This is a genomic window from Phocaeicola coprocola DSM 17136 (assembly GCF_000154845.1).
GTDB lineage: Bacteria > Bacteroidota > Bacteroidia > Bacteroidales > Bacteroidaceae > Phocaeicola > Phocaeicola coprocola.
This window is the reverse complement of sequence record NZ_DS981505.1, coordinates 107,559-133,758: the sequence shown is the minus strand read 5'-3', so window position 1 is coordinate 133,758 and position 26,200 is coordinate 107,559. Positions and strand designations below refer to the sequence as shown.

Here is a 26,200-nt window from a genome sequence, read left to right as displayed (position 1 = left end):
TGCAGAAACATCCGTGAAAAAACAATGAGTACGAAAGATAAATATACACTTATGACCACAGCTCCGATTCCCCGTCTTATCGGTTCACTGGCTGTGCCTACCATCATCAGCATGCTGGTTACTTCTTTTTATGTCATGGCTGATACTTATTTTGTGGGGCAGATTAACACACAGTCGACGGCTGCGGTCGGAATTTCGTTCTCTGTTATGGCTATCATTCAGGCTTTTGGATTCTTTTTCGGGCATGGGTCGGGTAATTATATTTCTCGTAAGCTGGGAGCCAAAGATTACGAAAGTGCAGAAAAAATGGCATCTACAGGCTTTTTCTATGCTTTCATGTCGGGAGCCATCATAGCCTTGTTCGGGCATTTGTATCTTTCTCAAATCTGTGTTGCTCTGGGATCTACGCCTACTATCCTCCCTTATGCAGAGGAGTATTTGGGGACTATTTTGCTGGGTGCACCTTTTATGGCTTCTTCGCTGGTGCTGAATAACCAGATGCGTTTTCAGGGGAATGCGGTATACGCCATGGTGGGTATCATTGTAGGAGCGGTTCTGAATATCGGGCTCGATCCGCTGTTGATCTTTGTATTCGATATGGGTGTTTCGGGAGCTGCGTGGGCTACCTTGCTGAGCCAGATATGCAGTTTTCTGGTGTTGCTCGTAATGGACAGCCGAGGTACAAATATCCGCATCCGTTTCAAAAATTTTACCTTGAAACCGGCATATTTGAAAGAAATCGTATTCGGTGGAAGCCCTTCGCTTTGTCGTCAGGGACTTGCCAGCCTTTCTACCATTCTGCTGAACGTGGCAGCCGGAGCTTATGGAGATGCAGCCATTGCCGGAATGTCTATCGTTACCCGTATCTGTATGTTTATCAACTCTTTTGTGATTGGTTTCGGACAAGGTTTCCAGCCGGTGTGCGGATTCAATTACGGAGCAGGCATTTACCGTCGTGTACGCGAAGGCTTCTGGTTCTGTGTCAAGACAGGAGTTGTGTTTCTGGCTGTCTGTTCGGTTATCGGTTACATTTTCTCTCCCGAGATCGTATCGTGGTTCCGCGATGATCCGCATGTTATCGAAACCGGAACACGTGCCTTACGCTGGCAGCTCATTACTTTACCTTTAGGAGCATGGGTCATTTTGTGTAACATGATGTTGCAGACTATCCGCAAGCCTGTACGTGCCGTCACCTTGTCTTCTGCGCGGCAGGGACTGTTTTTCATCCCTTTCATCCTGATTCTCCCTCATTTCTTCGGTTTGCAGGGGGTGGAAATGTGTCAGGCGGTGTCCGATCTTTGTTCGTTCCTGCTTGCTATTCCGCTTACCATTCCTGTTTTGAATGAGATGAAAAAATAAAATTCTCATTGCCGGATGGTGCAGGGAAGCCTTTGCGGCCCACTGTCCGTACACTGATTTTCTGTACAAATTTTCCTGAAAATATGCTGATGTTTTTAGGAAAAGAAGCTGATATTTTCTTGAAAACAATAGCATCCGTATGAAAGATTCGTTCGACTAAATACAGGTTTATTTTCAGCAATATATATAATAGGAATATTTTTTTTCGTATTTTTGTCTGTTGTTTTTCCACTAAATCACTTATATGAGCGAAGATATTTTCGATAAAAACGATATCCAATCAAGCGATAAAGAAGCACATTCTGACTATAAGCCTGTCGACCAGGGCGACGAAACTGTAAAACACCAATTGAGCGGTATGTACCAGAACTGGTTTCTGGACTATGCTTCGTATGTTATTCTGGAACGTGCGGTTCCTCATATCAACGATGGACTGAAGCCTGTTCAGCGACGTATCCTGCACTCTATGAAGCGCCTGGACGACGGACGCTACAACAAGGTGGCAAATATCGTAGGACATACCATGCAGTTCCATCCTCATGGTGATGCGTCCATCGGCGATGCACTGGTACAGCTGGGACAGAAAGATCTGCTTATCGACTGTCAGGGAAACTGGGGAAATATTCTTACCGGTGATGATGCCGCTGCTCCCCGATACATTGAAGCACGTCTTTCGAAGTTTGCGCTCGATGTGGTGTTCAATCCGAAGACAACCGAATGGCAGGCTTCTTACGACGGACGAAACCGTGAACCGGTGACGCTTCCTGTCAAGTTTCCGCTGCTGCTGGCTCAGGGAGTGGAAGGTATTGCCGTAGGTCTTTCATCGAAAATATTGCCGCACAACTTCAATGAGCTGTGTGATGCGGCCATTGCTTACCTGCACGGAGAGGAGTTTCATCTGTATCCCGATTTCCAGACAGGAGGTTCCATCGATGTGTCGCGCTATAACGACGGTGAGCGTGGGGGAGTAGTGCGTGTACGTGCCAAAATCTCCAAGATAGATAATAAAACTCTTTGCATCAGTGAAATACCGTACGGAAAAACAACTTCTTCACTGATTGATTCTATCCTGAAAGCTATCGAAAAGGGTAAGATCAAGGTACGGAAGGTGGACGACAATACCGCCGACAAGGTGGAGATTCTGGTACATCTGGCTCCGGGCGTTTCGTCGGACAAGACACTCGACGCCCTGTATGCCTTTACCGACTGTGAGGTGAATATTTCGCCCAACTGTTGTGTCATCGACAACAAGAAGCCGCATTTCCTTTCTGTCAGTGTGGTACTCCGTAAGTCGGTAGACAATACACTTTCGCTGCTTCGTCAGGAACTGAACATCCAGCGCAACGAAACGCTGGAAACCTTGCATTTCGCTTCGCTGGAGAAAATCTTCATCGAAGAGCGTATCTACAAGGACAAGCAGTTCGAACAGGCTGAGAATATGGATGCCGCATGCGAACATATCGACGAACGGCTGACACCTTTCTATCCGCAGTTTGTACGCGAAGTGACTAAGGAGGATATCCTCAAGCTTATGGAGATAAAGATGGCGCGTATCCTGAAGTTCAACAAGGATAAGGCGGACGAGTTTATTACCAAGTTGAAAGCGGATATCGAAGAAATAGACAATCATCTGGCTCATATTACTGAATATACCATCGACTGGTATACACGCATCAAGGAGAAATACGGAAAGAATTTCCCGCGGCGTACGGAGATACGAAACTTCGATACGATTGTGGCAACCAAGGTGGCCGAGGCCAACGAGAAACTGTATATCAACCGCGAGGAAGGATTTATCGGTACGGGACTGAAGAAAGACGAGTATATCTGCAACTGTTCCGATATCGACGACGTGATTATCTTCTATAAAGATGGAAAATATAAAATCGTGCGTGTTTCGGACAAGCTGTTCGTAGGCAAGAACATTCTCTACGTGAATATCTTCAAGAAGAACGACAAGCGTACGATCTATAACGTGATTTATCGTGACGGGAAAGAAGGATTCCACTATATCAAGCGTTTCAATGTAACGTCGATGATACGCGACCGTGAATACGATGTGACACAGGGAACTCCCGGATCGAAAATTGTATATTTCACAGCCAATCCGAACGGGGAAGCTGAGGTTATCAAGGTGACACTCCGCCCGAATCCGCGTATCAAGAAGCTGATATTCGAAAAAGACTTCAGTACCATTAACATCAAGGGACGACAGTCGATGGGTAATCTGCTGACCAAATATGAAGTGCATAAAATCAGTCTGAAACAGCGTGGAGGCTCTACACTGGGAGGCAGAAAGGTATGGTTCGACCATGATGTGCTTCGTCTGAATTACGACGGTCGCGGACAGTATCTCGGAGAATTCCAGAGTGGGGAAAGCATTCTGGTTGTGCATAAGAACGGTGAATTCTATACAACCGATTTCGACTTGAATAACCACTACGATGCCGATATACAGTTTATTGAGAAATTTGATGCTGAGAAGGTCTGGACAGCAGTGCTCTATGATGCCGACCAGCAGAATTATCCATATCTGAAACGCTTTACGTTCGAGCAGACAGCCAAACGGTTGAACTATCTGGGCGAAAACAAACACAACCAGTTGATTCTGCTTTCGGGTGAAGTTTATCCCCGTTTGCAGGTTGTGTTCGGCGGACACGACAGCTTCAGGGAAGCGTTGATTATAGAGGCAAGCGACTTTGTAGGTGTCAAGAGCTTCAAGGCAAAAGGCAAGCGCCTGACTACATTTACGGTAGACCGCATCGAGGAGCTGGAGCCTACCCGTCGTCCGGAACCACAGGAAGATATGGAAGATGCAGATACACCAGAAACGGAAAATGATAATGTTGCGGAAGAAGACAATGAACAAATGACATTATTTTAAAACCGGAACAATGAAACGAAAGCTTATTACGCTGTTCATCGCACTCGGGGCCGTTTTTTCTTTGTATGCGCAGGAAGACAGCTTGCGGGCCACGCGCTACGTAATGCGCTCTACAATGGCAGGAGTGGGACACAGCAACGTATTCGAAACATATCTTTCTCCGCTGGAATATAGCGGAACGGAAGTCAGGTTTATGCACGAAAGCATGCGTATGACACGTATGCTGGGAGGAAACGTATCCGGGCAAAGTCTGTTTCAGATCAATGCCTCGTATAACAAGAATATTTCTCAGACTGCTGAGATGTATGCCGGACTGGTAAACTGGAGCTATGCCCTGCATTATCAGTTCCGCATGAACGATGATAAGCTGAAGATTCTTGTAGGACCGATGCTCGACCTGAACGGCGGTGTGGTTTATAACCGGCGTAATTCCAACAATCCGGCTCAGGCTAAGGCATACGGAGGGTTGGGAGCATCGGGTATGGTTATCTACAAATTTCACATCGCACGCTATCCGCTGACGGTGCGTTATCAGGCAAATCTTCCGCTGCTGGGCGTTATGTTCTCGCCCGAATACGGTGAGTCGTATTATGAAATCTTTTCGTTAGGCAATGGAGGACGGAATGTACTGTTTACTTCGCTGCACAATAATCCTTCGCTGCGACAGATGGTTACGCTGGACTTTCCGATACGCAATGTCGTGATGCGTGTAGGATATGTGTGCGACATTCAGCAGGCAAAGGTCAACAACCTGAAAAGCCATACCTATTCACACGATTTTATGATAGGCTTCGTGCGCAACCTGTATTTGCTTCGCGGGAAGAAACGTATCAGCATGCCACTTAAAGTAACTCCCTTTTAGCTTATGAAACGATTTGCGTGTATTGTATATATTGCTTTGTCCGGACTTCTGATTTTTAATTCCTGTATACGGGAAGATATTTCCGGCAATACGCCTGAAGATAACTTTGAGGCACTGTGGAAGATTATAGATGAACAGTATTGCTTTCTCGATTATAAGAACCAGGAGTATGGACTCGACTGGAATGAAGTGCACGAACGGTATGCCCGTCGTATCACGTCGGATATGACTTGGGAAAACCTGTTCGAGGTCTTGTCGGATATGGTAAACGAGTTACGCGACGGTCATGTGAATCTTTCCAGTTCACTTGCTACGTCACAGTATCGGGAATGGTTCGACAGTTATCCGCGCAATTTCAGCGACAGTATTCAGAGTATTTATCTGGGGAAAGACTATACGAATTCTTCCGGACTGACTTACAGCATTCTGGAGAACAACATCGGGTATATTTATTGCTCCAGTTTCTCCAACGGGATAGGCGATGGTAATCTGGATCAGACGCTGAACAAGCTTGCTATTTGCGACGGGCTGATTATTGATGTGAGGAATAACGGAGGAGGTAACCTGACGACAGCACAGAAGTTGGCTGCACGGTTTACAAACGAGAAAATGCTTGTGGGATACATGTGTCACAAGACAGGTCCCGGACACAGTGACCTTTCCGAACCAAAGCCTGTTTACATAGAACCGTCCGACGGTATACGCTGGCAGAAAAAGGTAGTAGTGCTCACCAACCGGCGCTCTTATAGTGCGACAAACGATTTTGTCAACAGCATGAACCAGTTTCCGAATGTTACAATCGTAGGCGATAAGACCGGAGGAGGCTCAGGGTTGCCGTTCAGCTCTGAAATACCTAACGGCTGGTCTATCCGCTTTTCTGCCAGTCCGATGTTCGATCCGGAAATGAATCAGCTGGAGTTTGGCATCGATCCGGACGTGAAAGTAGACATGACAAGCGAAGATGTGCAGCAAGGAAAAGATACTATTATAGAAACAGCATGTAAAATATTAAAGAATTAGCTCTAATATTTTGCAAATTCAAAAATATAGTCTATCTTTGCAACCGCAAAAAGGAAATATATACTGATTTAAGTTATATTTTACTTCGCGCCTGTGGCGTAATTGGTAGCCGCGCCAGACTTAGGATCTGGTGCCGTGAGGCGTGTAGGTTCGAGTCCTATCAGGCGCACGAAAAATGGATTTAATAGATTTCTCTAAGCAGAATTTATTAAATCCATTTTTTTTTGTGCATTGGGGAATTGATTCTGCAAGATTGAATTAAATTCTTTCTATTCAGATCAGCAATTTATGGGTCAGTAGAAATTTAGTGGGGATTATTTTTTATACTCGTAAAGTATTGCTTACTTCGCATTATGAAAAACGATTATTTGAATATGCTAGCCAGCCTCGTGTTGCCGGCTCAGATATTAGATTACTTTCTTATCTCTGGAGTTGAACAAACCTCTCAAGAGATTCATATTAGTCTGGATGAAAAGATGAATTCCAAGTTAAGCAATGACGAACATTTTGAATCCAAAGGTTTTATGGAAGCTGTTAATGTGACAGACTTTCCCATACGGGACCATAAGGTAATCCTCAAGATCAGACGTCGTCGTTGGACGGACTTGCGCACAGGTAAAAGTTTCAGTATTCCCATCGACCTCGATGTTGTAGCCAAGGGAACCAGATACTCCAAAGAATTTGGGGCTTTTTTAAAGAAACGTATGGAGACATCCCCAGTGACCTGCCGTACGCTTGAGGAATTCTATCATATAGATGGTCATACATTTGAAAAACAGTACAAGGAGGTTCTCAGCGGATATCGTAATTGGGAACAGTTATCCCATGCCGGTGAATGGATGCTGTTTCCGGAAAATATGGGACCGTATCTGGCGATTGACGAGACCTCACTCTCCAACGGTGAACTTTACACCTTTGTAACCAACCGTGATGCCTGTACGAGAGAGTGCTCCCTGGTAGCTGTCGTGGCAGGAACTAAATCAGAGGATGTAATAGCTGTGCTGCAACGAATTGACGAGGAAAGCCGTTATGCCGTTAAAGAAGTGACACTTGACCTTTCAGACTCCATGCGCAAGATTGTACGGACTGCATTTCCTGAAGCCAGCCGTGTGATAGACCGTTTTCACATTCAGAGATTAGCTTGTGATGCTGTGCAGGAATTACGCATCAAACACCGTTGGGATGCCATACAGCAGGCCAATGAGGAAATGGAAGAAGCTAAGCGGAAGAACGAAGATTATGTCCCATACCGATATTCCAATGGCGATACCCGTAGGGAATTACTTATACGCTCCCGGTATCTGCTTTTCAAGTCAGCTGATAAATGGACAGAAAAACAGAAGCAAAGGGCAGCAATCCTATTTGAGGAATACCCTGACATCAAAAAGGCATACGGTTTGTGCCATTCCCTGCGGATGATTTTCTCTAAGAATACCATAAAGGACGCTGCACGTTTGGCTATGGCACGATGGTATAATAAAGTAGAAGAAGCAGGGATGCATTCTTTTAATGTCATTGCTGCTACTTTCTATGAGCACTATGATGAAATACTGAATTTCTACAACCATCGTTCTTCAAATGCGATGGCAGAATCGTTCAATGCAAAAATTAAACTGTTCAGAGCAAATCTAAGAGGAGTAGCTGATAAGAAGTTCTTTTTATTCCGCATTGCGAAGCTATATGCGTATCCCCACTAAATTTCTACTGACCCCAATTTATATTTAGCCAGCGAATTACTCAGGTTTTATGTGGAGTTATCAAATACGGTTGACGTTGTGGTTTACGCGAAGAGTTAATCATAGTGTCAAATAGTTCTAATTTGTTTTACTAAGCGACACTTTCTAGAACTGAAAAAGCCAACTTATCCGTATGATTGGGTAGGTTGGCTTTTGTGTTAGTTATGGTTCACAAGACTATTCCCATTTGAAAGTAAAAATGGTTGTACTTGTATTAGAATTATTCGATAGATTCTTTTCAGTCCTTACCATTGTACAACTTTCCACATATCCATCTTCATCAAATATATAACTATATTCAAATTCTATTTGGCTGTCTTTGTATTTATAGAACTCTCGTTCTGGTAATTGTAAATTACGTAAACCTATTAATTCGGGATGAGCATAAAAAATATCATCATAATAATTGTATAAAGGGAAATATCCTTTACAGGTTTTTCCACTATATATGATATTTGAATAAGAATCATTTGAATTAATTTTTGATATTTCATCATTCTCCCAAGTATATTTATTGGAATAAGTACCATTATCTGCCACTAACAATTGATTAGATGAATTGTATGAGAATTGTGCATTGCTCCAATCTGTTTCTTTATCGCTACGAATTGTTTTTACTAGGTTATTCTCATCAAGCGTGTAGGTTCGAGTTTGATAATCACTTTCAGCAATAATAGTGAAGCTACGCCAAGTATAATGAGTTACTTGCTGCTGTCTATTACTACCACCATATAAATCAAATGAATATATAATAGACGAAAGTTTTCCTTCTGAATCATACGAAAACTCCCAAATATATGTATTATCACCTTCCGTTTCTTTCATCCCTATAAGTTTTTTGGACTTAGCGATAATTTCATTATCAGTGAGTATATCAGTATCTTTGCTACAAGAAGCAAAATTCACACACATTACTATAGCGAATAAAGCTATTCCAATTAATCTAAATGTTTTCATTGCTATTTTTTTTATTCGTTTAATCTGGTAAATAATTTTTCTTTTTGTCTTTAGCTATTCTTTACATCGATTATAAGCATTTCGTTCAGCTTCCTTTGCTTGCTCTACAAGTCCTTTTAACTTTTCATCCTGCATTATATCTTGCATATTCTTTAGAGAATAATCACCGCTTTCTTGCAATTTATTAACTTCATCCTCCAGCATTTCACCTTTTCTTTCAAACTCCTCCTTTAAGATTTTTACTTCTTCTTTTGATTTTGCATTGTCTAATGCATTAGTATAATCCTCTAATAAATCAGTTGCTTTATTCTTTACTTGAGTAGATTTTGATTCACAGCCACAAAGTAATAACAGGACACTCCATAGAACAAGTTTCTTCATAATAAAATAGTATAAACCTTTCTCAATTCCCCAAAGAAAGCTATTAATAAAATAAGGTGTGGGAAAACTATTAATTTTACCCTACATTCAGGTCTTCGCATTACCTTTGGAATGGATAAAACAATAGCCCCACACCAAACGGTATATAGAAACCTTACAAATATAAGGTAGGTATATATCAAGTGTGGGTGCTATTGCCATCATCTTCATTCCAATATCAAAGTTGCGAAGTTTGAATGTAGAAGATAATATCAATAACACCTCTCGTTAATTATGTCCTTCCAGCGTCCTAACTCGATAGGTCACTGAAATTGCTGCAAAGTTAGCGAAAGGTTTTTTAATATTCAAAATAAAGCTTTTATTATTACACATTTAACTATATATCTAATACAGTTCGGTGGGATTATACTGGCTATTATATTAATATTTATATCTAGTCGTAATTGACCTACATTTTCTTCAATTTCTGTATTGGGTATAGCAGAACAAAAAATCACAGTAATGTTGGTAGATTTTCAGAGTGTCCCCATTAAAGAGAACTTTTTCCGAAAAATCTACCTGACTATTATTTAGAAGCTTAAAGATTCATAAGTCTGTAAGATTTCTTCCTGCCTTAATCCCAAGTATCTTTTAGTAATGGCAACAGAACTATGATTGAACAGTTCCATCAGCTTTACTAATGCCAGCTCTGAATTCTCACTGTTCATATTGTAGACCTGTCTACCAAAGGTCTTTCTAAGTGAATGGCAGGAAAAGTTTTTAATCTTTAGCCTGTACTTCTTCTTCACCTCTTTAAGAATGATATTTATTCTCTGTTCGTTCAAAGTCCCAATGTTTTGCTGCAACAGATATTTTAAGACTTTTGTAGGTGCTTTTCCCATTCTGTGCAATTCTCAACATTAAAGGGTGCTCCCCATTTGCTAGGGTTTTACTTTTGTAGCAAATCACTGAAATTGTAGCGTCCATAAGAATTCGGTTTAATTCTTGGTTTAATTGCTGGTTTAATTTGCTCGATTAAGCCGCCGCTTACAGCAATATGCATAAAAGCAAAAAAAGCATCGACAATCATCAGATTATCAATGCTTTTTACCAGTCGGGGTGACTGGATTCGAACCAGCGACCACACGCCCCCCAGACTTTGAGAATTATAGATTGATAATATCTGATTATCAATAGTTAAGCTTTTTCTTTGTTCTCCGGTTTACACTATGGTTTACAATAGTATAAATTGCTGCTGTTAATATTAAAATTGATTATTCACTCAAAATTACCAAAGAACTACCTTTCCCAATGTACCTAAGTCAAGATTGGCTGAATTTACTCCCATAGCCTTAAATGCCCTGATTATTGTTGAGAAAGTAATGCTCTTTCCGCTTTCTATTTTGGATATTTGCGCTCTTTTCACTCCCATTAATTCTCCAAGTTCCTCCTGAGTCAAGTTTTTTGCTTCTCTGGTTTGCTTGATGGCTTCACCTATGAGGAAATTGTTAATATCATCTTCATATTTGTTGCGTGCCGGGGTGCCTTTTGCGCCAATAACTCTATTTAATGTTTCTTCTTCCGTATAGAATTTCATTTCTTCCATATCCTTTTATTTTTTAGAATTGAAGTATGCTTTTCTTATCATTTTGGCTTTTTCAATCTCTTTAGGTGGTGTCTTTTGGGTTTTCTTTACTATTCCATGTGTCGTAATTACCAATGTTTCTTTTTCTGTGTCCCAAAAAGCAAATAGCCGATATGAAATGCCATTATATAAAGTTCTGAATTCCCATATATCATCGGCATCGTCCAATTTCTTAAAAAGCTCCTTGTCGATCACGTACTTGCTTTTATTTACATTGTACATGATTTTTGCCTTTGCTTTTTCATTGAGGGTATTCAAAAAGGTAATGGTTTCTTCTGAATATATAATTTTAAATTTGGCTTTAGCTTCCATTCTTGTTGATTACTGACAACGGCAAAGATACTAAATAGTTCCTATTTTGGAAACAAAATATACGAGAAAATATAATGAAATGGTTTTATTTAACATATACTTCTAGTTTAAATCTAACCTTTCAAATCCCCTTAAATCCTTATATATGATAAAGAACAGCTTGAAACACACAAGCACATCATATTGTAGTGCATAGGTTTCAAGCATAATAAAAATATATGCCGGGTTGAGCCTGAATTTCAGAAGATGGTCAGGTGTCAATTCGATGACTGGAAAACCGTCAGTAGTCATAACAGCTTTAGTCTTTATGTATGAAAACGATGGAACAGTGGAAAGCCAAGTCAAAGCGAGGAGTTTTGATAACGGCTTTCTTTTTTATTTCTCCGTTCCCTATTTGATACCTTGAAAGCCTTATATGTGAGAATAATATATAATAGAAAGAGATTAATAACGTAAATATCAACAATTTAAAATCAAAAGAGAATGGGAAATTTAATTAAAGGAATCAAGATTGCGGCTTATGTGGCTGAAATCATTGTGGCAGGTTCTGTAATCATCGAACTTGCAGAGAAGTATTGCGGCAAGAAGAAAGCTGCTGCAAGTAAAGTTGGTGCCGATACATCAACTGAAAATAAATAACGTGTTTTACCTGATGGAATATGATAAAGCACAAGATGTAATAATAACGGTATTGGAGGTAGCAACTTCGATACTGAAAGGAGTAAAGAAGCTAAGAAGTTTATTTGTAAAAGCAAAGAAATAAACCTCTTGGCTTTTTTTCGTTTACCGGATTATCAACTATTTAAAACTTTAAGAAAATGAAGAAAAATCAAAAACAGCTTGCCGTTTCAAAAACAGAAGCGGAAGCAACAAACATGGTGATTGAATCAACCGGGAATGAATTAATCATCGCACCGGATGAAATGGGGAACCATCCTAATTTTATAGAATCCAACACTTCGGCTATCACGCTTGAAGAACTGACAAACAAGAACATCATCCCTACGTTCTGTGATAATACACTTACCATTTCGCATCAGAATTTTATCGGTGCGGTATCAAAAGTCGCAGAACAGATATTCGGAGAACTCACGCCTGTTGAATGCCGAGTTTCACATCCAATAATCGGACGTGTACCGTCAGCTCAAAACAAGAAAGCAAGTGAACTGAGAGAAGATGAGAAGACCGTGTTCTACCAAAGATTAGCCTGGGTAGCCCATGCAAGAAATCTTACAAATACCATCAACGGACAAACAGTAAACCTTTGTATTGGCGGTGTCCGTGCTTACAATGAGGACAAACTCTACAGACCACAGACTCCGATGAAGTTTAAGATATTTGTAGGCTGGAAAGTGAGAGTGTGTTCAAACCTGTGCCTGACGTGCGACGGGTTTTCAGGAACGATAGAATGTATGACAGAAGCCGACATAATGCAGAAGGCTTTGGAACTGTTCAGCGGTTTCAATCCACGCAAGGAAGAAACACTGGGACTTTTGGAGAATCTACAATCAACGGAAATTTCAGAAGAACTGTTCTGCAAGATAATTGGCAGATTAAGGTTATACCAATTTCTACCCGTGAATGAACAAAAAGCATTGCCATCATTGAACATAGGCGATCAGGCTGTAAATACAATGGTAAAAGGTTATGTGTCAAACCCTAATTTCGGAAAGAAAGAAGGAGAAATTATAACCTGTTGGAATTTGTTGCAACTGGCTAATGAAGCGGTCAAGAGTTCCTATATAGATACCTGGCTTGACAGGAACCGGAATTGTACTGATTTTGCATTGGGAATACAACAAGCCATAGAAGGTAACGATACCGAAGGCTACAGTTGGTTCCTGAACTAAAGAAGGACATAAGAAGTCTTTCATAAGATATACCGGAGGAGGTGTACATTATCAAAGTTTATCGAAAACACTTGTAAACCAAGATGATGTATTCCTCCTCTTTTTTGTTTCACATCAATAAATTAAAGAAGAAATGACAGACATAAACATTGAACTTTTCAAGAGAACATCACCTGTCAGAAAGATTGAAATCATAAAGAATCTCACACGGGTGGAATTATCAAGCATATCAAAAGAAACAATACTCCGAATCGTCAAGGAGACAGGACGGAGAAGAAAAGGAAGCAGGAATTATGAATTTTACATAAATCCCGACAGAAGAAAAGGAAACAACTGGAACTCTTTAGTTGAAGGAATATGGCTATACAAAGGCAAACCATATATATTGATTTATGTACAGCTTGACAATACAGACTCCAGTTTAAGCGTTCCATTCAATGATTTCTTTAAGAAGGGAGAATTTAGAGGAACAATCAAGAGGGATGACCGCTACGGAAATCCACAGACCTGCTATTATGTATATGACGAGAAGGACAAGGCAGAAGTTATGAGAAGCATCTGCCTTGAATATGTCAATACGAAATACAAGGAGAGACTTAATCACATAACCAACAGTTTAAAACAGCAATGACCATGTGTAAATTTATAAAACCGACAGTTCCGCAAGGAGCTACAGCGGATGAAAGAAGAGCAGTCTATTTTGATGCTCTTTACTCGCTTGATATGAATGATAAGGTAGAGAAAAGAGAAAACCTGAGCTACCTTAGTTGGGCTAATGCCTGGGCGGAATTTAAAAGAGCCTGCCCAAGCGCAACCTATAGGATTGTAAAAGATCCAATCACCAACCTCCCATATTTTGCAGATGAGAGGATAGGAATTATCGTATATACGGAAGTTACAGCAGATGATGTGACCCATGAAATGTGGTTGCCTGTAATGAACACTTCCAATAAGGCGATGAAACTTGAACCCTACACATACAAGGTGTTTGACAAGTTCAAGAAAGAGTATGTAGAAAGAACCGTAGAAGCGGCAAGTATGTTTGACATCAACAAGACTATCATGCGTTGTCTGGTCAAAAACTTGGCAATGTTCGGGCTTGGACTTTACATCTACGCAGGAGAAGATATACCTGATAAAATGGCGGATGATAATGCCGCTACGCAAGAAACTGTACCGGAACAACCAAAGAGAACAAGAAAGAGCAGGGCTGTCCAACAATCCGTAACAGATAAATATGTAGGAATCAGAACAGCTCTACAGCAATGCAAGACTCAGGACTCACTGATGGAACTTTATAAGCAACATCAAAATGAAGTAACGGGCAATACTGAAATCAAGGCTTTATTTACAGAACGGAAATTACAACTTAATCAAGCGGTTTAATTATGGAAACAAAAAGAATGGAACTTAAAGAAAGCGGTGTGGTTTTCAATGAAGAACTGCACCAGTATCTGCTTGACGGTAAAGAACTGTCAGGCATAACAGGAATGATTCAAAGACAGTTATTTCCTGATGAATTTGAAGGAGTACCTGAAGAAATGATGATGGCGGCAGCGGAATATGGTACGGATGTTCATGCTTCCATTGAGGATTTTGATAAACACTGGATTAATGACGGTACTCAGGAAGTTGCAGATTACATTGAAATCTGCAAAGAACACGGGTTGGTTCATGAATGCTCTGAATATTGTGTGACGGACAGTAAGAACTGGGCAAGCATGATTGACAAGGTATATAGAGTTGATGATACCACGTTTGACATAGGCGATATAAAGACCTATGGAACGATGACATCCGATAAACTTGAAAAAGCAAGATGGCAGCTTAGTATCTATGCTTACTTGTTTGAGTTTCAGAACAGGAAGGCTAAAGTTGGCAGGCTTTTCATAATACACCTTAGGAACAAGCCGAAGAAAGACGGTACATTCGATCATATAAAGGACGTGATTTTTGTGAACCGGATACCTTCCGATGTCTGCAAGGAACTTATGGACTGTGATTTAAGAGGGGAACAATTCAATAATCCCTACAGCATACCGGAAAATATCAGAAATCAAGAATCGGAAATAAGGGAACTGATTCAGACTAAGAATGAAGTAGAGGAAAAACTAAGTGTCCTCAAATCAAATATTCTGTCAGAAATGGAACTGCTGGATGTCAGGTCTTGGTTTACAGACACCATGAGGCTTACCAGAAAACTGCCGGGAATAAGAACCTCATTTGATTTGCAGGCATTCAAAAAAGACCATCCCGATATTGATTTCGAGTCCTACATGAAAACTTCAAAAGTTGCAGGGGCTTTGGTAATATCAATTTAACAACTCGGAACATTGACCGGGGAGACAAGTGTAGAATAATACATAATGATGTCTCTCCGGTCTTTTCTTTTATGTAGAACGAACTAAACAATAAGGAGAAGCAACAATGAAAGAACTCAGATTAAAATTCGTGGCAATAGATGACTGGAACCGTCCGGTCTTTCAGAACGATAAAGGGCTATATTTTGGAGATACCGAAAATCTTTTCAATTACGGCACCGGAAAAGAAGAGGTTTACAGTTTCTATAAAAACAAAAAACTGAATGACCATATATGCTATTTCGGAAGGCGTTTTGATGATGATCCTTTAGGAGGGTGGATTAATGAAGATATAAAGATAATTCTGGAATAAGGATATGTGTATGAGTAAGGAACATCACTGCCCTATCTGCGGTAGAGAACTTATAAAGTCAGAAACGGAAGGATACAGTTTTCAATGCCTTCACTGCGATGAAGACTTTACCGGTTCAGAAGTAGTAATAACGATTAAAACGGAAGAAAAGATGAAAAAGAAAAACAATAGACATAAGGACGAAATGGAGTTCCTCTATGGCAAGAAAAACGCTGACAAACCGATGTATCAGACGGTTCATGAAACCCATCATGAGGTAGTAAGAGAATGCGAATATTGCGGAAAACCTCTCACACGGTCTGAAGTGAACGATTACGGAAGCCTGTGTGAGGAATGTTATATGAAGGAATACTACAGATGATGGATGAGAAAATATACAAGGGGAACAAAATAATATGTTTCTCTTCCAATGATTTTCAGGCATTTATTATTAACAGTGGCGGTGATATAGAAAATGATGTATTTACAACTCTGTCAGCCGCAAAAAAATAGATAGACAAATATGGGACACAGATTACACGTGGTAAAGAAGTATGAAATCGAATATTCATCTTCTTTAGGATTCAACTACAAGGTAGTAGAATTTCATAATCTGCTTACATCACTCGGAATCTCTTATGCCGGTGAAAGCTGGGACGATGATGTTGAAGTTTACAGGGATGACTTTAAACTTGGCTTAGAAAAATTGAAATCTTATGATAAACTTGATGCAGGAGAAAGAAAAGAAATCAAGGAAGCACTGGACGGACTCGATGAGCCTGTGGAAGAAATCATAAGCACAATGGAAAGGCTCTTGACAGAGTCCGACCATAAAAACGAGTATATGTTGTTATCATTCTTTTGAGATATGGAAAAAGAAAAATATAATGAGCAAATCTGTCGTATAATATGGCATGACGTATTGCAGAACTCCATAAAGCCATTTTCATGGGAAATTGATTTTTGCAATGTAAAGGTCATAGATAGAGGTACGGCTTTTTATCTGTTTAAAATACGATGTTGGGTAGAGATTCGTTTTTTGTCAGAAATGAGTCTTTATCAGATAGCGTTCAAACCGGAAAATCAGAAATCACAAGCTGTATATAATTGTGTACCACTTGACAAAATAGTAAATGTGATAGACGACACTGTTCAATATGGCTTATCCTCTTATGATTATATCTGTTCAAAATACGGACTTGTATATAAGGTAGCCATATAAGGCAGACAATAATTCGTGTTATCGAGGAATATGTGAGAATTTGGATTTTAGGACACTCATATATTCCCCTTTTTGTATTCAACCGATTCCGTTCCAAAGATTAGACGACCATCTAACCGGTGGAACGGATGTTAAATTCAATAATAAATGAACAGTCAATATGTAGCTTATCTCCGTGTATCGACCCATAAGCAAGGGCTTAGCGGACTCGGACTGGAAGCCCAACGGGAAATCATACGCAACCACCTGCATGACACAAATCCCATAGCTGAATTTGTAGAGGTGGAAAGCGGACGTAAATCAGAACGACCAAAACTAAAGGAAGCATTGACACTGTGTAGAAAAGAAGATGCTACCTTAATTGTTGCAAAGTTGGACAGGCTGGCAAGATCAGTTTCATTTCTGTCCGGCTTATTGGAAAGCGATGTGGAGATTGTGTTCTGCGATTTTCCACAGGCAAACAAAATGGTGCTGCATATCATTTCCGCAATATCACAATATGAAGCAGAATTGATAGCAGCCCGGACTAAAGCATCATTACAGGCGAAGAAAAGCAGAGGGTTCAGACTTGGAAACCCTGAGCATTTGTTGAATAAGCACAGACAAGCTATTCAGAACAGTATAAATACCTGTAAGGCTAAAGCGGACAGCAATCCCAATAACAAGAGGGCTGTTGCAATGTTACGGACTTTGGTGAAAGAGAATCACAGCTATAAAGAAATGGCGGAGATACTGAACAATGAAGGGTTTGTATCTTCAAAAGGCTGTGCTTTCACAAAATCCACTGTATATAAACTGATTAAAAGATACGGTTTGTTATGAAAGAGAAAAAACAGAAAGGAGGCGCAGAAAAGATAATTCCTTTTCGACCTCAAATTAAGAAAGTGCCTAATGGTATAAAAACTGTAATTGTTAGTATCAACCCTAATGAACCTAACTATTTTACGATAGCATGACAAGATACCATTTTAGCGTTACAATCAATCATGTACGGATTAAAGTACATATAGATGCGAGAAATCAAATGTCTGCCTATGTGAAAGTGAAAAGACTTTATCCTATGGCAACGAGTATTCATTTAATGAGAAGTGAAAAATTATGGAACCCAAATATGTATTGATACTGGATTATTGCTGTGGAGCTTTAAATATAATAGAGCTGACGGAAAATGAACTAAGAGAATCAGAAAACTACGAGGACTTTGAATCATTCCTTACAACAATCGAGGGTAAGTATGGATTCAGATTGTCTGATTGTTATTGGATGACTACTGAAAATCTGAATTTTTACAGATACAAGGATGGAAAGGAGGTAGAAAATGCCTAATTGGTGTGATTGTACCTATAAATGCGTAGGTGAACCGAAAGAAGTAAAATCACTGTATAGAGTATTGAAGTATATCGAAAAGCGCAAGACTTCAATTGTAAAGAACGGTTTCGGTAAATGGTGGCTCGGTAATCTTGTCACTAAACTTGGCGGTGATTGGGAAAAATACAGGTGTCGTGGTGAAATTACCGGATATAATATGGAGGATAATGTACTTACAATCTATCAATCTACCGCTTGGTGCGAACAAGAGGGAGTCAGAGAAATAATTGAAGAAAGATTCCCTTCAATCAAAGTGTATTATCGTGAAGAAGAACCGGGATGTGGAGTGTACTATACCAATGATTCAAGTGGTGAATATTTTCCGGAGATATATTACTTGGATTCTTACGATGATTGCGAATATTTTCGGACAATAGAAGAAGCAGCCGATTGTGTTTCAGAAATCGTTGGGAAAACAATACCACCTACAGAAAACGATATAGTTCAGGCTTTAGATGACTATGTGGAACAGTACGATGATGAAGATGTTTGGTATTCGTTCCATGTCTTTGAGGTAGTAGAATAATATGTAAAAGGAGAGGCTGAGGTAAAACTTGGCTTCTCTTTTTGCTTTTTCCTCTTTTTGCCGCTTATCAGATAGTTAAAAGCCTTATATTTGGAAGAAATAATACTCTTTATCGAGCGTAATATTGAACAAAAAACGTATATTTGTAAAGTCTGACCGGAGAAATGGTTGGATCATAATAGAAAGCGTTTTTTGCTTTTATCCTGCAACTGAAATCGCCAATTTCATAACAGAGGGATAAAGGACAATATTACGCTCATTTTCTGTTTGTGTATGTTCTTGGTACAGCCCATGTTGTATCAACTAACATAACAACAGGCATGGGAGTATTGTTTCTTTTTATTCATTTCTGTATGGTGTTTGGCGATACCTAGTTGCGATGAATAGCAGAACAAGTCCTATGCCTTTCTTTTTTGTTTAATCTAATACTGACTTCGGGGGCTTATCGGTCTGATATTATAACGGTATCTTTTTATAAGAAATGTCTAACTTAAAAAATCGTATTATAATGAGAATGAGAGTATCTTATTTGTTTTCAGTTTTTATGTTCTTACTGATAGGTTTATATTCATGTAAGGACGATAATGAGAATCCTTCTCCTAATCCATCATTCAAAATTACGATTGATGAAGGAGATACTCATCCTGTTATATCACAACAGGGAGGTACAATCAATATTCCATTTACCGCAACAGGAGAATGGAATGCTACAATGATAAACGACCGAGCTGAAAGCTGGATAACAATTAATCCTTCTTCTGGGAAGAGTGGTGATATTGAATTGTCTGTTACAGCAACAGCCAATGAAACTTATGATGAGCGTAATGCTACAATTGTCTTGCAATGTGGAGATGATAAGAAAGAGATAGTTGTAACACAGAAGCAGAAAGACGCTTTAACCGTAACATCCTCCAAATATGAAGTTCCCAGTGGTGGAGGAAATATCAGCGTGGAGGTCAAAGCTAATATTGAATATGAGATAGAAGTTAAAGCTGATTGGATAAAACAGGTAGAAAATCAGGATACACGAGCCTTGACAAGTAGCTTATTGAACTTTAAAGTAGATTTTAATGATACCGAATCCAAACGGGAAGGAGAAATTATCATTAAAAGCGGTAACTTGTCGGAAACAGTTAAGGTCTATCAGGAATATGGAGATTTTATAACCTTGACACAAAAGGACTTCACTCTCCCTGAAGAAGGAGGTACAGTTGATATAGAAATAAATAGTACGGTTGGTTACGATGTGAAAATGCCTTCCGGTGCAAACTGGATTACAGAAATTCAAAGTAGGGCTGTATCTACCCATACAAGACATTATCAAGTTGAACCAAATGAAAACTACGATTCACGAGAAGCGAAGATCATATTCTACAATACGGAAGATGAAACCATTGCAGATACAGTTTCAATCTATCAGATGTATAAGGGGGCTATTCTAGTTGCAAGAAATGAGTATCAGGTAAAATCAGAAGGAGAAGTTTTAAGTTTTAGTGTCAATTCTAATGTAAAATTCAATGTTTCCGTGTCTGACAGTTGGATTAAGCCAATAGAAACACGAGAATTGGTTGAAAAGCAATTAAACTTTTCTATAGTAGAAAATTTAATGGAAGAAGATAGAATAGGTTTTATTGTTCTTTCAAGTGAGAAAATAAAACAAGAAATTAAAATTTCTCAATATGGTAAAGGACTTAAAAATCCAGATGGAAATATTGATGATATGCCTAACATACCTTGGTAAAATAAATAACTATATGAAAAAGACTAAATATATAATTTTGTTACTTTCTGTTATATTTTCTATTGGATGCAGAGAGGAAGACTTGTTTAAAACAACTCAAGGAGATATTGTGGTAACAGCAAATTTTGCTAATACTCGAACAACATTTGTAGAAGATGATGGTGTTGTACATGTTGAGTGGAATAAAAATGATGCTATTGGATTAATCTCGGAAAAGCAAAAGAATCTTGAGTATAAAGCATTAAACGAAGGGAACAGTTGTACATTTGAAGCTTGTGGAGAAAAAATACAGGCTAATGAAGGAGAAAGTGTTTATGCTTATTATCCTTATCAATATTCTCTTTCTGATGGCAAAATTCAATTACCTAGTTCAACTTTTCAAGACTATAAAGAAAAGGCATCAGGAAACGATTTCTTATATGCTTCAAGTCAAATTAGCAACGGAAAGATTTCATTACAATTTAAGCATTGTTTTGCTTTTCTTAAAATAACAATTCCTTTAGAACAAATTAGCGAAGAAATAGATAAATGGAATCTAACAATTACATCAAATGAAAATATCAGTTGTAGCTCTGGTTTCTTTAATTTTAAAACAGAAGCGATAGATAATGCTTCATACGAAAAAAATATATATTATAATAATTTGCCAACTCAAAAAGAACTTGGAAATGCAGAAAAAATAACTTGCTATATTGCAATATTGCCCCAAACTGAAAATGCAATAATAAAAATTTTTTATGCTCCAGATATTCCTGGAGAGCATACTCTCAATTTATTACTGCAAAAACATGCCCCTAAGGGTGGATTCAAACCTGGTAATGTATATTCTTTGTATTTGGACGGTGCAGAAGAGGAAATGGAAAAAGATGCTTTAATAGCATTATATAATGCAACCAATGGAAAAGCATGGAAAAATAATACAAACTGGTGTAGTGATAAACCAATAAGTGAGTGGTATGGTGTGAAAGCAAAAGGAGAAGTGTATGAAATAGACCTATCAGCAAATAATTTATCAGGCATAATACCTGATGAAATAGGGAATTTAAAAGGGCTTTCTCAACTTCGACTATGGGGAAACAATCTTTCAGGAGAAATTCCAATTTCAATAGAAAATACTAATCTTGAGTATTTGGATTTAAGGTATAATCAACTATCTGGGAATATACCCGATGCTATCGGAAATTTGACCAATCTTACTTATATTGGTCTGACTGAAAATCTTTTTAAAGGAGAGATTCCGTCATTCATAGGTAATTTAAGCAAGCTGAGAACTTTAGATTTGGGGGATAATGAGTTCTCCGGATCGCTGCCAGTGGAAATAGCAAATACATCATTGGAAGAACTGAATGTTGCTCATAATCAATTCTCTGGAGAAATACCTACTGATATATGGTCTTCTGTCAAGAGCCTGAGAAAAGTAAATATGTCCCAAAACCGATTTTCGGGAGAAATTCCGATTGAAATATCTAATGCAGGCAATCTTGAGTCTCTCAATTTGTGCGCAAATAATATTGAAGGCTCTTTGCAGAATATAACAACGCTTAAAAATATAAAGGAGTTGGATTTAAGCCTGAATAAACTGTCAGGTGAAATTCCCGTTGATATTAAGAATTTATCTAAACTTGAAATATTGAATATAGCAGGAAATGGGTTGGTTGGTAGTATCCCTGACGAGCTTGGTTCTTTGTCTAATCTGAAAGAGTTTTCTTGTGGTAATAACTTACTTACGGGTGATATTCCAACCTCAATATGTAATTTGTCAAGCCTTGAAATATTCAGCATTGGGAATGCTGACGCGCTGGGAATAGGTAATACGGTTTATCCGCAAGAGAACAGAAATAATATAGTTGGTACTATACCTGAGAATGTAGGGATGTTAAGCAATCTAAAACGCTTTGACATTTCCTACAATAACATAGGAGGAAATATACCGGAAGGATTCGCCTATTTGCCTAACTTGACAAATTTGCAACTTGCCTTTAATAGACTTGAGGGCCAAATTCCTCCTGCTTTGTACCAATCTCCTAAGTGGATGAGTTGGGAACCAGGAACTTGGATACTATTTCAACAAATAGGTTATATACTTTATACAGAATTGTATACATCTACAGATTACTCAAAGGACGGTGAAGTAAAGGTATTACAGACTCATAGTAAAGGTAATGGTATCAAATTGGTTTTAATGGGAGATGCCTTTGTTGATAAAGATATGGAAAATGAAGGGAAATATGAGGAGATTATGAGAAAAACAATGGAATCTTATTTCGTGCTTGAACCATTTAAATCTTTACGAGATTATTATGATGTCATTATGGTAAAAGCCGTGTCCAAAAACAATGTAATGGGAAAAGAAACAGTTTTTGAAACTATCCCATTAGGTGCAGGTGTAGGAGGAAATGATGACAAAGTTTTAGAATATGTACAAAAGGCACTTGGAGTAAACACTTCGGATAATATACAGACCATTATTGTGATTAATGAAATGGTTCGTGCTGGAGAATGTATGATGTATGATAATGGCTTTACAATAGCTTACGTTACTTATCCAAATGATTCTGACGATAAACTTTCAGAATTAGTGTGGCATGAGGCGAATGGACATGGATTTGGATTACTTGGAGATGAATATGCCATGTATGATATGACACTACCTTCAAACACTATTGAAGATGTTAAAAGAAGACAATCCTATGGTCAATTCCTCAATCTCAGTTTGAATAATACCGTAGACAAGGTAAATTGGTCGCACTTTATGTCTGACTCTCGTTATGTTGACGAAGAAATAGGAATATTTGAAGGAGGTGACTATTATACTAAAGGTATTTACCGACCAACAGAGCATAGCATCATGGGAGGAAATATAATTATGCAATTCAATGCGCCGAGCCGTGAAATCATTTATAAACGTGTAATGAAACTGGCTTATGGTGATAGCTGGAAATACGATTATGAGGAATTTGTGAAATTTGATGCACTGGGACACGCTGATTTTGTAGCAGCTAAAAATCAAGTACAAACAAGAGGTGTATCAAACTCCAAAGCTATAAAACATCCTAATCCTAGACCAACTATATATAAACATCCATAAGTAATACAATTAAATGATTAAGAAAGAACGATTAAGAATAAAAACTTAGTCGTTCTTTTTTTGTATCTATCTCTCAAAATGACAAAACGCGATTCTGGTGGATTGAAACTCTAACTAATGACAAAAATAATATCAACAACTATGTTAGGAAATCTAATGAATATATTCTTTGATGGTACTTTAGAAGAATCGTCAGAGCGTCAGGTTAGAGAAACTACTCCTGATGTTATCGAAAAAAGTAGTACAATCGCCCAACCTATCCCTGAAAAGTATAAGAAAGATGTTGAAGCCTTACGAAAGAGGTATGGAGAGAATTTTAAAACTGGTCTCTGCATTGAAATAACACTGAAGGAACTTCTGGAGATATGCCCAAGAGAAAGAAAAAGAACGGACGCTTATACCGGGTTAGTATCTTATCTTTCTAAAGAATTAGGAATCAAATTAACTATTAAATCACAAAAATCTAAACTATGAAAAACTATTTTATTGCAAACAGAGAAGTCCTCGATACTACAATGACGATAGAGGAGATTGAATCAGCCGTAAATGATTCTTTGGAGGAAACAACTGGTGGAATGGTGTCTTTCGCGATTGAGGAGTTAAGCGAAAATCATGTAATTATGAAATTTATTCGTGACTTTTATATCAATCCAGACAAACCAGTGATATATGATACTGACGCAAATATTTTATCAGGTATTGGTCTTAGAGCCTTTACTCCTAAAAAGATGGGTGGTTATCCATTAATTAGTCCACTGTGTTTTAATGGTAAAAATTTCTATACCGATGTAACTACCTTCATTCAGTTCTATAAGACACTGTTACTATTTACATGTAAAGGGGAAGGGATTGTTGAAGAAATCGGTATAAGATGTTATCCCGATTGTATCATAATGAAAATCACGTATTAAACTAAGGAGGAGACAGTAATGAAAAAAGAAAAGAAGGTATTCGTTATGGGTAAAGTATATACCATAACTGAAACAAACATTAGTGAAATTGAAAAAGCGGTGCAGGAAGATTTGGATGCTTATGTTGGTAAAGATAAAGTTGAATTTAAGCTATATACATTAGGAAATGTTGTAGCCATGTTTTTCAATAGATGTTTAGACTATTCCACTTTAGGGGCTAATCCGGAGAAGGATATAAATGCTGCTGATGCCTTAATAATAACTGGAGAAGGATATAATGGATTTAAAATGCCATCACCTCTTCCTCCTATGCCTTATTTAGGACATATAATTTATAATCTGGAACAGTCAGACTTTCTGGAGATTTATAAAGAAAGTGCTAAAAGATTAGGTGCCAGTAAAATAAAGGATGCTTGGCTGGAGATAAATTTAGGCTCCATCATATTGCGAATACAGACGAAATAATAATAATGTAAGGAGATAGTCGAATTTGAGACTGTCTCCTTTTTTGTCATTTAATAAAAATGGGAAATTTGAAGGGCCTGAAAACTTTATATCTGAAAAAAAGAAGAGTTTCAGAATAAACAATGAAATTATGAAAGAAGACAAAATGTTTACTTTATTGCAAAGAATTAATTACACAAAGTATGGTTTGCAATATATTGACTTTAATGAAGTTGTAGAAGTTATTCGTAATGGGGATTTAGTATTGTATGATAGTGAATATGGGAAATATACACTAAGACAAGCAATTGAACACATCAGAACTGTACCAGAAGAAGATAGGCAATATTGGAAATCCAGATTATTGCCTGCTGTTGCTTATAATGCCCGATTTTTAGAGGTTAATAGTAAGGGACTGGATGATTATTCGTGTATTACAGCTATGGATTTTGACCATATAGCTACAAGAGATGAAATGATACATCTACGAAATCGCTTGATAATTACTCCATGTGTAGTCTGTGTGTTTGTTACTCCCAGTGGAGAAGGACTGAAAGCTCTAGTACTGCATGATAATGAAAATCCGGACTTGCATAGGGACTTGTATGAACAACTATTGAAGAAATTCGATGTAGCAAGTAAAGATGAGAGCTGTAAGGATATAGCCAGAAGAAACTATCTTAGCTATGATCCGGATATTTGGGTTAATCGTAGTCCGGTTGCTTTTCATTATATACCAACCATAAAACCTCAAAATTATTCAAAACAATATTCCGGTAATAGTGTAAAGAGCGTTTCGGATGAAAGTATTATTCGAATTATGGATTCAGTATGGAAGAAGAAACATCCTGAATATTGGCTGGAAGGTCAAAGAGCTAATAGTATATTTAAATTGGCTTGTCTGATGTGCAAATGGGGAGTAGATGAAGACTTTGCTATTGAGTACTTTGTTGATGGTTGGGAAGATCGGACTATGAGTGAAGATGAAATTGTAAGCCATGTAAGAAATGCTTATAAGGCAGAATCTGATAACTTTGAAATATTGCAATTTAGGATATATTGAAAGTTTAATATGGTATGAGTAAACCGAAGGCAGACATAATAAGTGTATTATACCACTCAAGCGGCGTTTGCCTACAACAAACGAAAGAATGCAACTTTTTTTCTTGAAATCAGGAATATTACTTAAAAGAATATGCTTTATATAGAAAAAATATTGCATTCTGTTTACTCATTAATAATGGTATTTTATGAATAAAAAAT

The 26,200-nt window shown here is 38.2% G+C and carries 29 protein-coding genes, 1 tRNA gene and 2 pseudogenes; 26 read left to right on the top strand and 6 right to left on the bottom strand.

The window, feature by feature from the left end:
- The first annotated feature begins 24 nt into the window (after window positions 1-24).
- From BACCOP_RS16110 to BACCOP_RS16085, 7 genes and pseudogenes are all read left to right on the top strand, one after another.
- Window positions 25-1,359 carry an MATE family efflux transporter gene (locus BACCOP_RS16110; RefSeq protein WP_007571028.1) on the top strand — a complete coding sequence of 445 codons (1,335 nt, stop codon included), beginning with the start codon at window positions 25-27 and terminating at the stop codon, window positions 1,357-1,359.
- 244 nt (window positions 1,360-1,603) lie between these two features.
- Window positions 1,604-4,243 (top strand): DNA gyrase/topoisomerase IV subunit A, encoded by a 2,640-nt coding sequence (locus BACCOP_RS16105; RefSeq protein ID WP_007571027.1) that lies wholly within the window; start codon window positions 1,604-1,606, stop codon window positions 4,241-4,243.
- Window positions 4,244-4,253: 10 nt separating this feature from the next.
- The gene (locus tag BACCOP_RS16100; RefSeq protein ID WP_007571025.1) at window positions 4,254-5,105 is read left to right on the top strand and encodes a DUF3316 domain-containing protein; all 852 of its coding nucleotides are present in this window, start codon (window positions 4,254-4,256) and stop codon (window positions 5,103-5,105) included.
- Between the two features lie 3 nt (window positions 5,106-5,108).
- Window positions 5,109-6,125, top strand: a complete 1,017-nt coding sequence (locus tag BACCOP_RS16095; RefSeq protein WP_007571023.1) for a S41 family peptidase — start codon at window positions 5,109-5,111, stop codon at window positions 6,123-6,125.
- A gap of 87 nt (window positions 6,126-6,212) precedes the next feature.
- Window positions 6,213-6,294, top strand: a tRNA-Leu gene (locus BACCOP_RS16090).
- Between the two features lie 184 nt (window positions 6,295-6,478).
- Window positions 6,479-6,864, top strand: a pseudogene (locus tag BACCOP_RS20530) (ISAon1 family transposase N-terminal region protein).
- Window positions 6,830-7,822, top strand: a complete 993-nt coding sequence (locus tag BACCOP_RS16085) for an ISAon1 family transposase (RefSeq protein ID WP_155162804.1) — start codon at window positions 6,830-6,832, stop codon at window positions 7,820-7,822. Before BACCOP_RS20530 ends, BACCOP_RS16085 begins: the two are co-directional and overlap by 35 nt.
- A gap of 216 nt (window positions 7,823-8,038) precedes the next feature.
- Here BACCOP_RS16085 and BACCOP_RS20525 read toward each other — a convergent pair whose 3' ends face one another.
- The 6 genes and pseudogenes from BACCOP_RS20525 to BACCOP_RS16060 form a co-directional block, all read right to left on the bottom strand.
- On the bottom strand, window positions 8,039-8,818 hold the full coding sequence (locus BACCOP_RS20525) for a DUF4595 domain-containing protein (RefSeq protein WP_007571019.1): 780 nt from the start codon (window positions 8,816-8,818) through the stop codon (window positions 8,039-8,041).
- Window positions 8,819-8,872: 54 nt separating this feature from the next.
- A complete protein-coding gene (locus tag BACCOP_RS16075; RefSeq protein ID WP_007571018.1) occupies window positions 8,873-9,199 on the bottom strand; it encodes a hypothetical protein in 327 nt (108 codons plus the stop codon).
- A gap of 569 nt (window positions 9,200-9,768) precedes the next feature.
- Window positions 9,769-10,017 (bottom strand): annotated as a pseudogene (locus BACCOP_RS16070) (tyrosine-type recombinase/integrase); the annotation flags it as partial.
- Window positions 9,992-10,099 carry an Arm DNA-binding domain-containing protein gene (locus tag BACCOP_RS21225; RefSeq protein WP_235776975.1) on the bottom strand — a complete coding sequence of 36 codons (108 nt, stop codon included), beginning with the start codon at window positions 10,097-10,099 and terminating at the stop codon, window positions 9,992-9,994. The gene BACCOP_RS21225 and the pseudogene BACCOP_RS16070, both read right to left, overlap by 26 nt.
- 367 nt (window positions 10,100-10,466) lie before the next feature.
- On the bottom strand, window positions 10,467-10,784 hold the full coding sequence (locus BACCOP_RS16065) for a helix-turn-helix domain-containing protein (protein WP_007571011.1): 318 nt from the start codon (window positions 10,782-10,784) through the stop codon (window positions 10,467-10,469).
- A 6-nt stretch (window positions 10,785-10,790) separates the two neighbouring features.
- Window positions 10,791-11,135: a type II toxin-antitoxin system RelE/ParE family toxin gene (locus BACCOP_RS16060; protein ID WP_007571009.1), complete on the bottom strand. Its 345-nt coding sequence runs from the start codon at window positions 11,133-11,135 to the stop codon at window positions 10,791-10,793.
- Window positions 11,136-11,618: 483 nt separating this feature from the next.
- Here BACCOP_RS16060 and BACCOP_RS20720 point away from each other — a divergent pair, with 483 nt between their 5' ends.
- The 19 genes from BACCOP_RS20720 (at window position 11,619) to BACCOP_RS15965 (ending at window position 26,000) form a co-directional block, all read left to right on the top strand.
- Complete coding sequence (locus BACCOP_RS20720; protein ID WP_007571005.1) at window positions 11,619-11,774, top strand: hypothetical protein; 156 nt, start codon at window positions 11,619-11,621, stop codon at window positions 11,772-11,774.
- A gap of 236 nt (window positions 11,775-12,010) precedes the next feature.
- A complete protein-coding gene (locus tag BACCOP_RS16050; protein ID WP_397434037.1) occupies window positions 12,011-12,985 on the top strand; it encodes a DUF3871 family protein in 975 nt (324 codons plus the stop codon).
- Between the two features lie 133 nt (window positions 12,986-13,118).
- Complete coding sequence (locus BACCOP_RS16045) at window positions 13,119-13,616, top strand: hypothetical protein (protein ID WP_007571003.1); 498 nt, start codon at window positions 13,119-13,121, stop codon at window positions 13,614-13,616.
- 2 nt (window positions 13,617-13,618) lie between these two features.
- A complete protein-coding gene (locus BACCOP_RS16040; RefSeq protein ID WP_040312181.1) occupies window positions 13,619-14,371 on the top strand; it encodes a Sak single strand annealing protein in 753 nt (250 codons plus the stop codon).
- A gap of 2 nt (window positions 14,372-14,373) precedes the next feature.
- A complete protein-coding gene (locus tag BACCOP_RS16035; RefSeq protein ID WP_007571001.1) occupies window positions 14,374-15,306 on the top strand; it encodes a PD-(D/E)XK nuclease family protein in 933 nt (310 codons plus the stop codon).
- Between the two features lie 106 nt (window positions 15,307-15,412).
- Complete coding sequence (locus BACCOP_RS16030) at window positions 15,413-15,658, top strand: hypothetical protein (RefSeq protein WP_007571000.1); 246 nt, start codon at window positions 15,413-15,415, stop codon at window positions 15,656-15,658.
- A 10-nt stretch (window positions 15,659-15,668) separates the two neighbouring features.
- A complete protein-coding gene (locus BACCOP_RS16025) occupies window positions 15,669-16,019 on the top strand; it encodes a hypothetical protein (protein ID WP_007570998.1) in 351 nt (116 codons plus the stop codon).
- A 141-nt stretch (window positions 16,020-16,160) separates the two neighbouring features.
- Window positions 16,161-16,502, top strand: coding sequence for a hypothetical protein (locus tag BACCOP_RS16020; protein WP_007570994.1), 342 nt, complete (start codon window positions 16,161-16,163; stop codon window positions 16,500-16,502).
- Between the two features lie 3 nt (window positions 16,503-16,505).
- Window positions 16,506-16,859 carry a hypothetical protein gene (locus BACCOP_RS16015; protein WP_007570993.1) on the top strand — a complete coding sequence of 118 codons (354 nt, stop codon included), beginning with the start codon at window positions 16,506-16,508 and terminating at the stop codon, window positions 16,857-16,859.
- Between the two features lie 147 nt (window positions 16,860-17,006).
- Window positions 17,007-17,681 carry a recombinase family protein gene (locus BACCOP_RS16010; RefSeq protein WP_007570992.1) on the top strand — a complete coding sequence of 225 codons (675 nt, stop codon included), beginning with the start codon at window positions 17,007-17,009 and terminating at the stop codon, window positions 17,679-17,681.
- Window positions 17,678-17,815 (top strand): hypothetical protein, encoded by a 138-nt coding sequence (locus BACCOP_RS20520; RefSeq protein WP_007570991.1) that lies wholly within the window; start codon window positions 17,678-17,680, stop codon window positions 17,813-17,815. The genes BACCOP_RS16010 and BACCOP_RS20520 overlap by 4 nt, the downstream gene beginning before the upstream one ends.
- Window positions 17,816-17,957: 142 nt before the next feature.
- Window positions 17,958-18,185: a hypothetical protein gene (locus BACCOP_RS16005; RefSeq protein ID WP_007570990.1), complete on the top strand. Its 228-nt coding sequence runs from the start codon at window positions 17,958-17,960 to the stop codon at window positions 18,183-18,185.
- The gene (locus BACCOP_RS16000) at window positions 18,178-18,753 is read left to right on the top strand and encodes a hypothetical protein (RefSeq protein ID WP_007570989.1); all 576 of its coding nucleotides are present in this window, start codon (window positions 18,178-18,180) and stop codon (window positions 18,751-18,753) included. The genes BACCOP_RS16005 and BACCOP_RS16000 overlap by 8 nt, the downstream gene beginning before the upstream one ends.
- A gap of 508 nt (window positions 18,754-19,261) precedes the next feature.
- Window positions 19,262-20,494: a BACON domain-containing protein gene (locus BACCOP_RS15995; protein WP_185150238.1), complete on the top strand. Its 1,233-nt coding sequence runs from the start codon at window positions 19,262-19,264 to the stop codon at window positions 20,492-20,494.
- A 13-nt stretch (window positions 20,495-20,507) separates the two neighbouring features.
- Window positions 20,508-23,582: a fimbrillin family protein gene (locus tag BACCOP_RS19310; protein ID WP_185150237.1), complete on the top strand. Its 3,075-nt coding sequence runs from the start codon at window positions 20,508-20,510 to the stop codon at window positions 23,580-23,582.
- Between the two features lie 117 nt (window positions 23,583-23,699).
- Window positions 23,700-24,056 (top strand): hypothetical protein, encoded by a 357-nt coding sequence (locus BACCOP_RS15980; protein WP_007570986.1) that lies wholly within the window; start codon window positions 23,700-23,702, stop codon window positions 24,054-24,056.
- Entirely contained in the window at window positions 24,053-24,493 is a 441-nt protein-coding gene (locus BACCOP_RS15975; protein WP_007570985.1) for a hypothetical protein, read from the top strand. Before BACCOP_RS15980 ends, BACCOP_RS15975 begins: the two co-directional genes overlap by 4 nt.
- A gap of 18 nt (window positions 24,494-24,511) precedes the next feature.
- A complete protein-coding gene (locus BACCOP_RS15970; protein ID WP_007570983.1) occupies window positions 24,512-24,958 on the top strand; it encodes a hypothetical protein in 447 nt (148 codons plus the stop codon).
- Between the two features lie 130 nt (window positions 24,959-25,088).
- Window positions 25,089-26,000 (top strand): BT4734/BF3469 family protein, encoded by a 912-nt coding sequence (locus tag BACCOP_RS15965; protein WP_040312194.1) that lies wholly within the window; start codon window positions 25,089-25,091, stop codon window positions 25,998-26,000.
- Window positions 26,001-26,200: the final 200 nt, after the last annotated feature.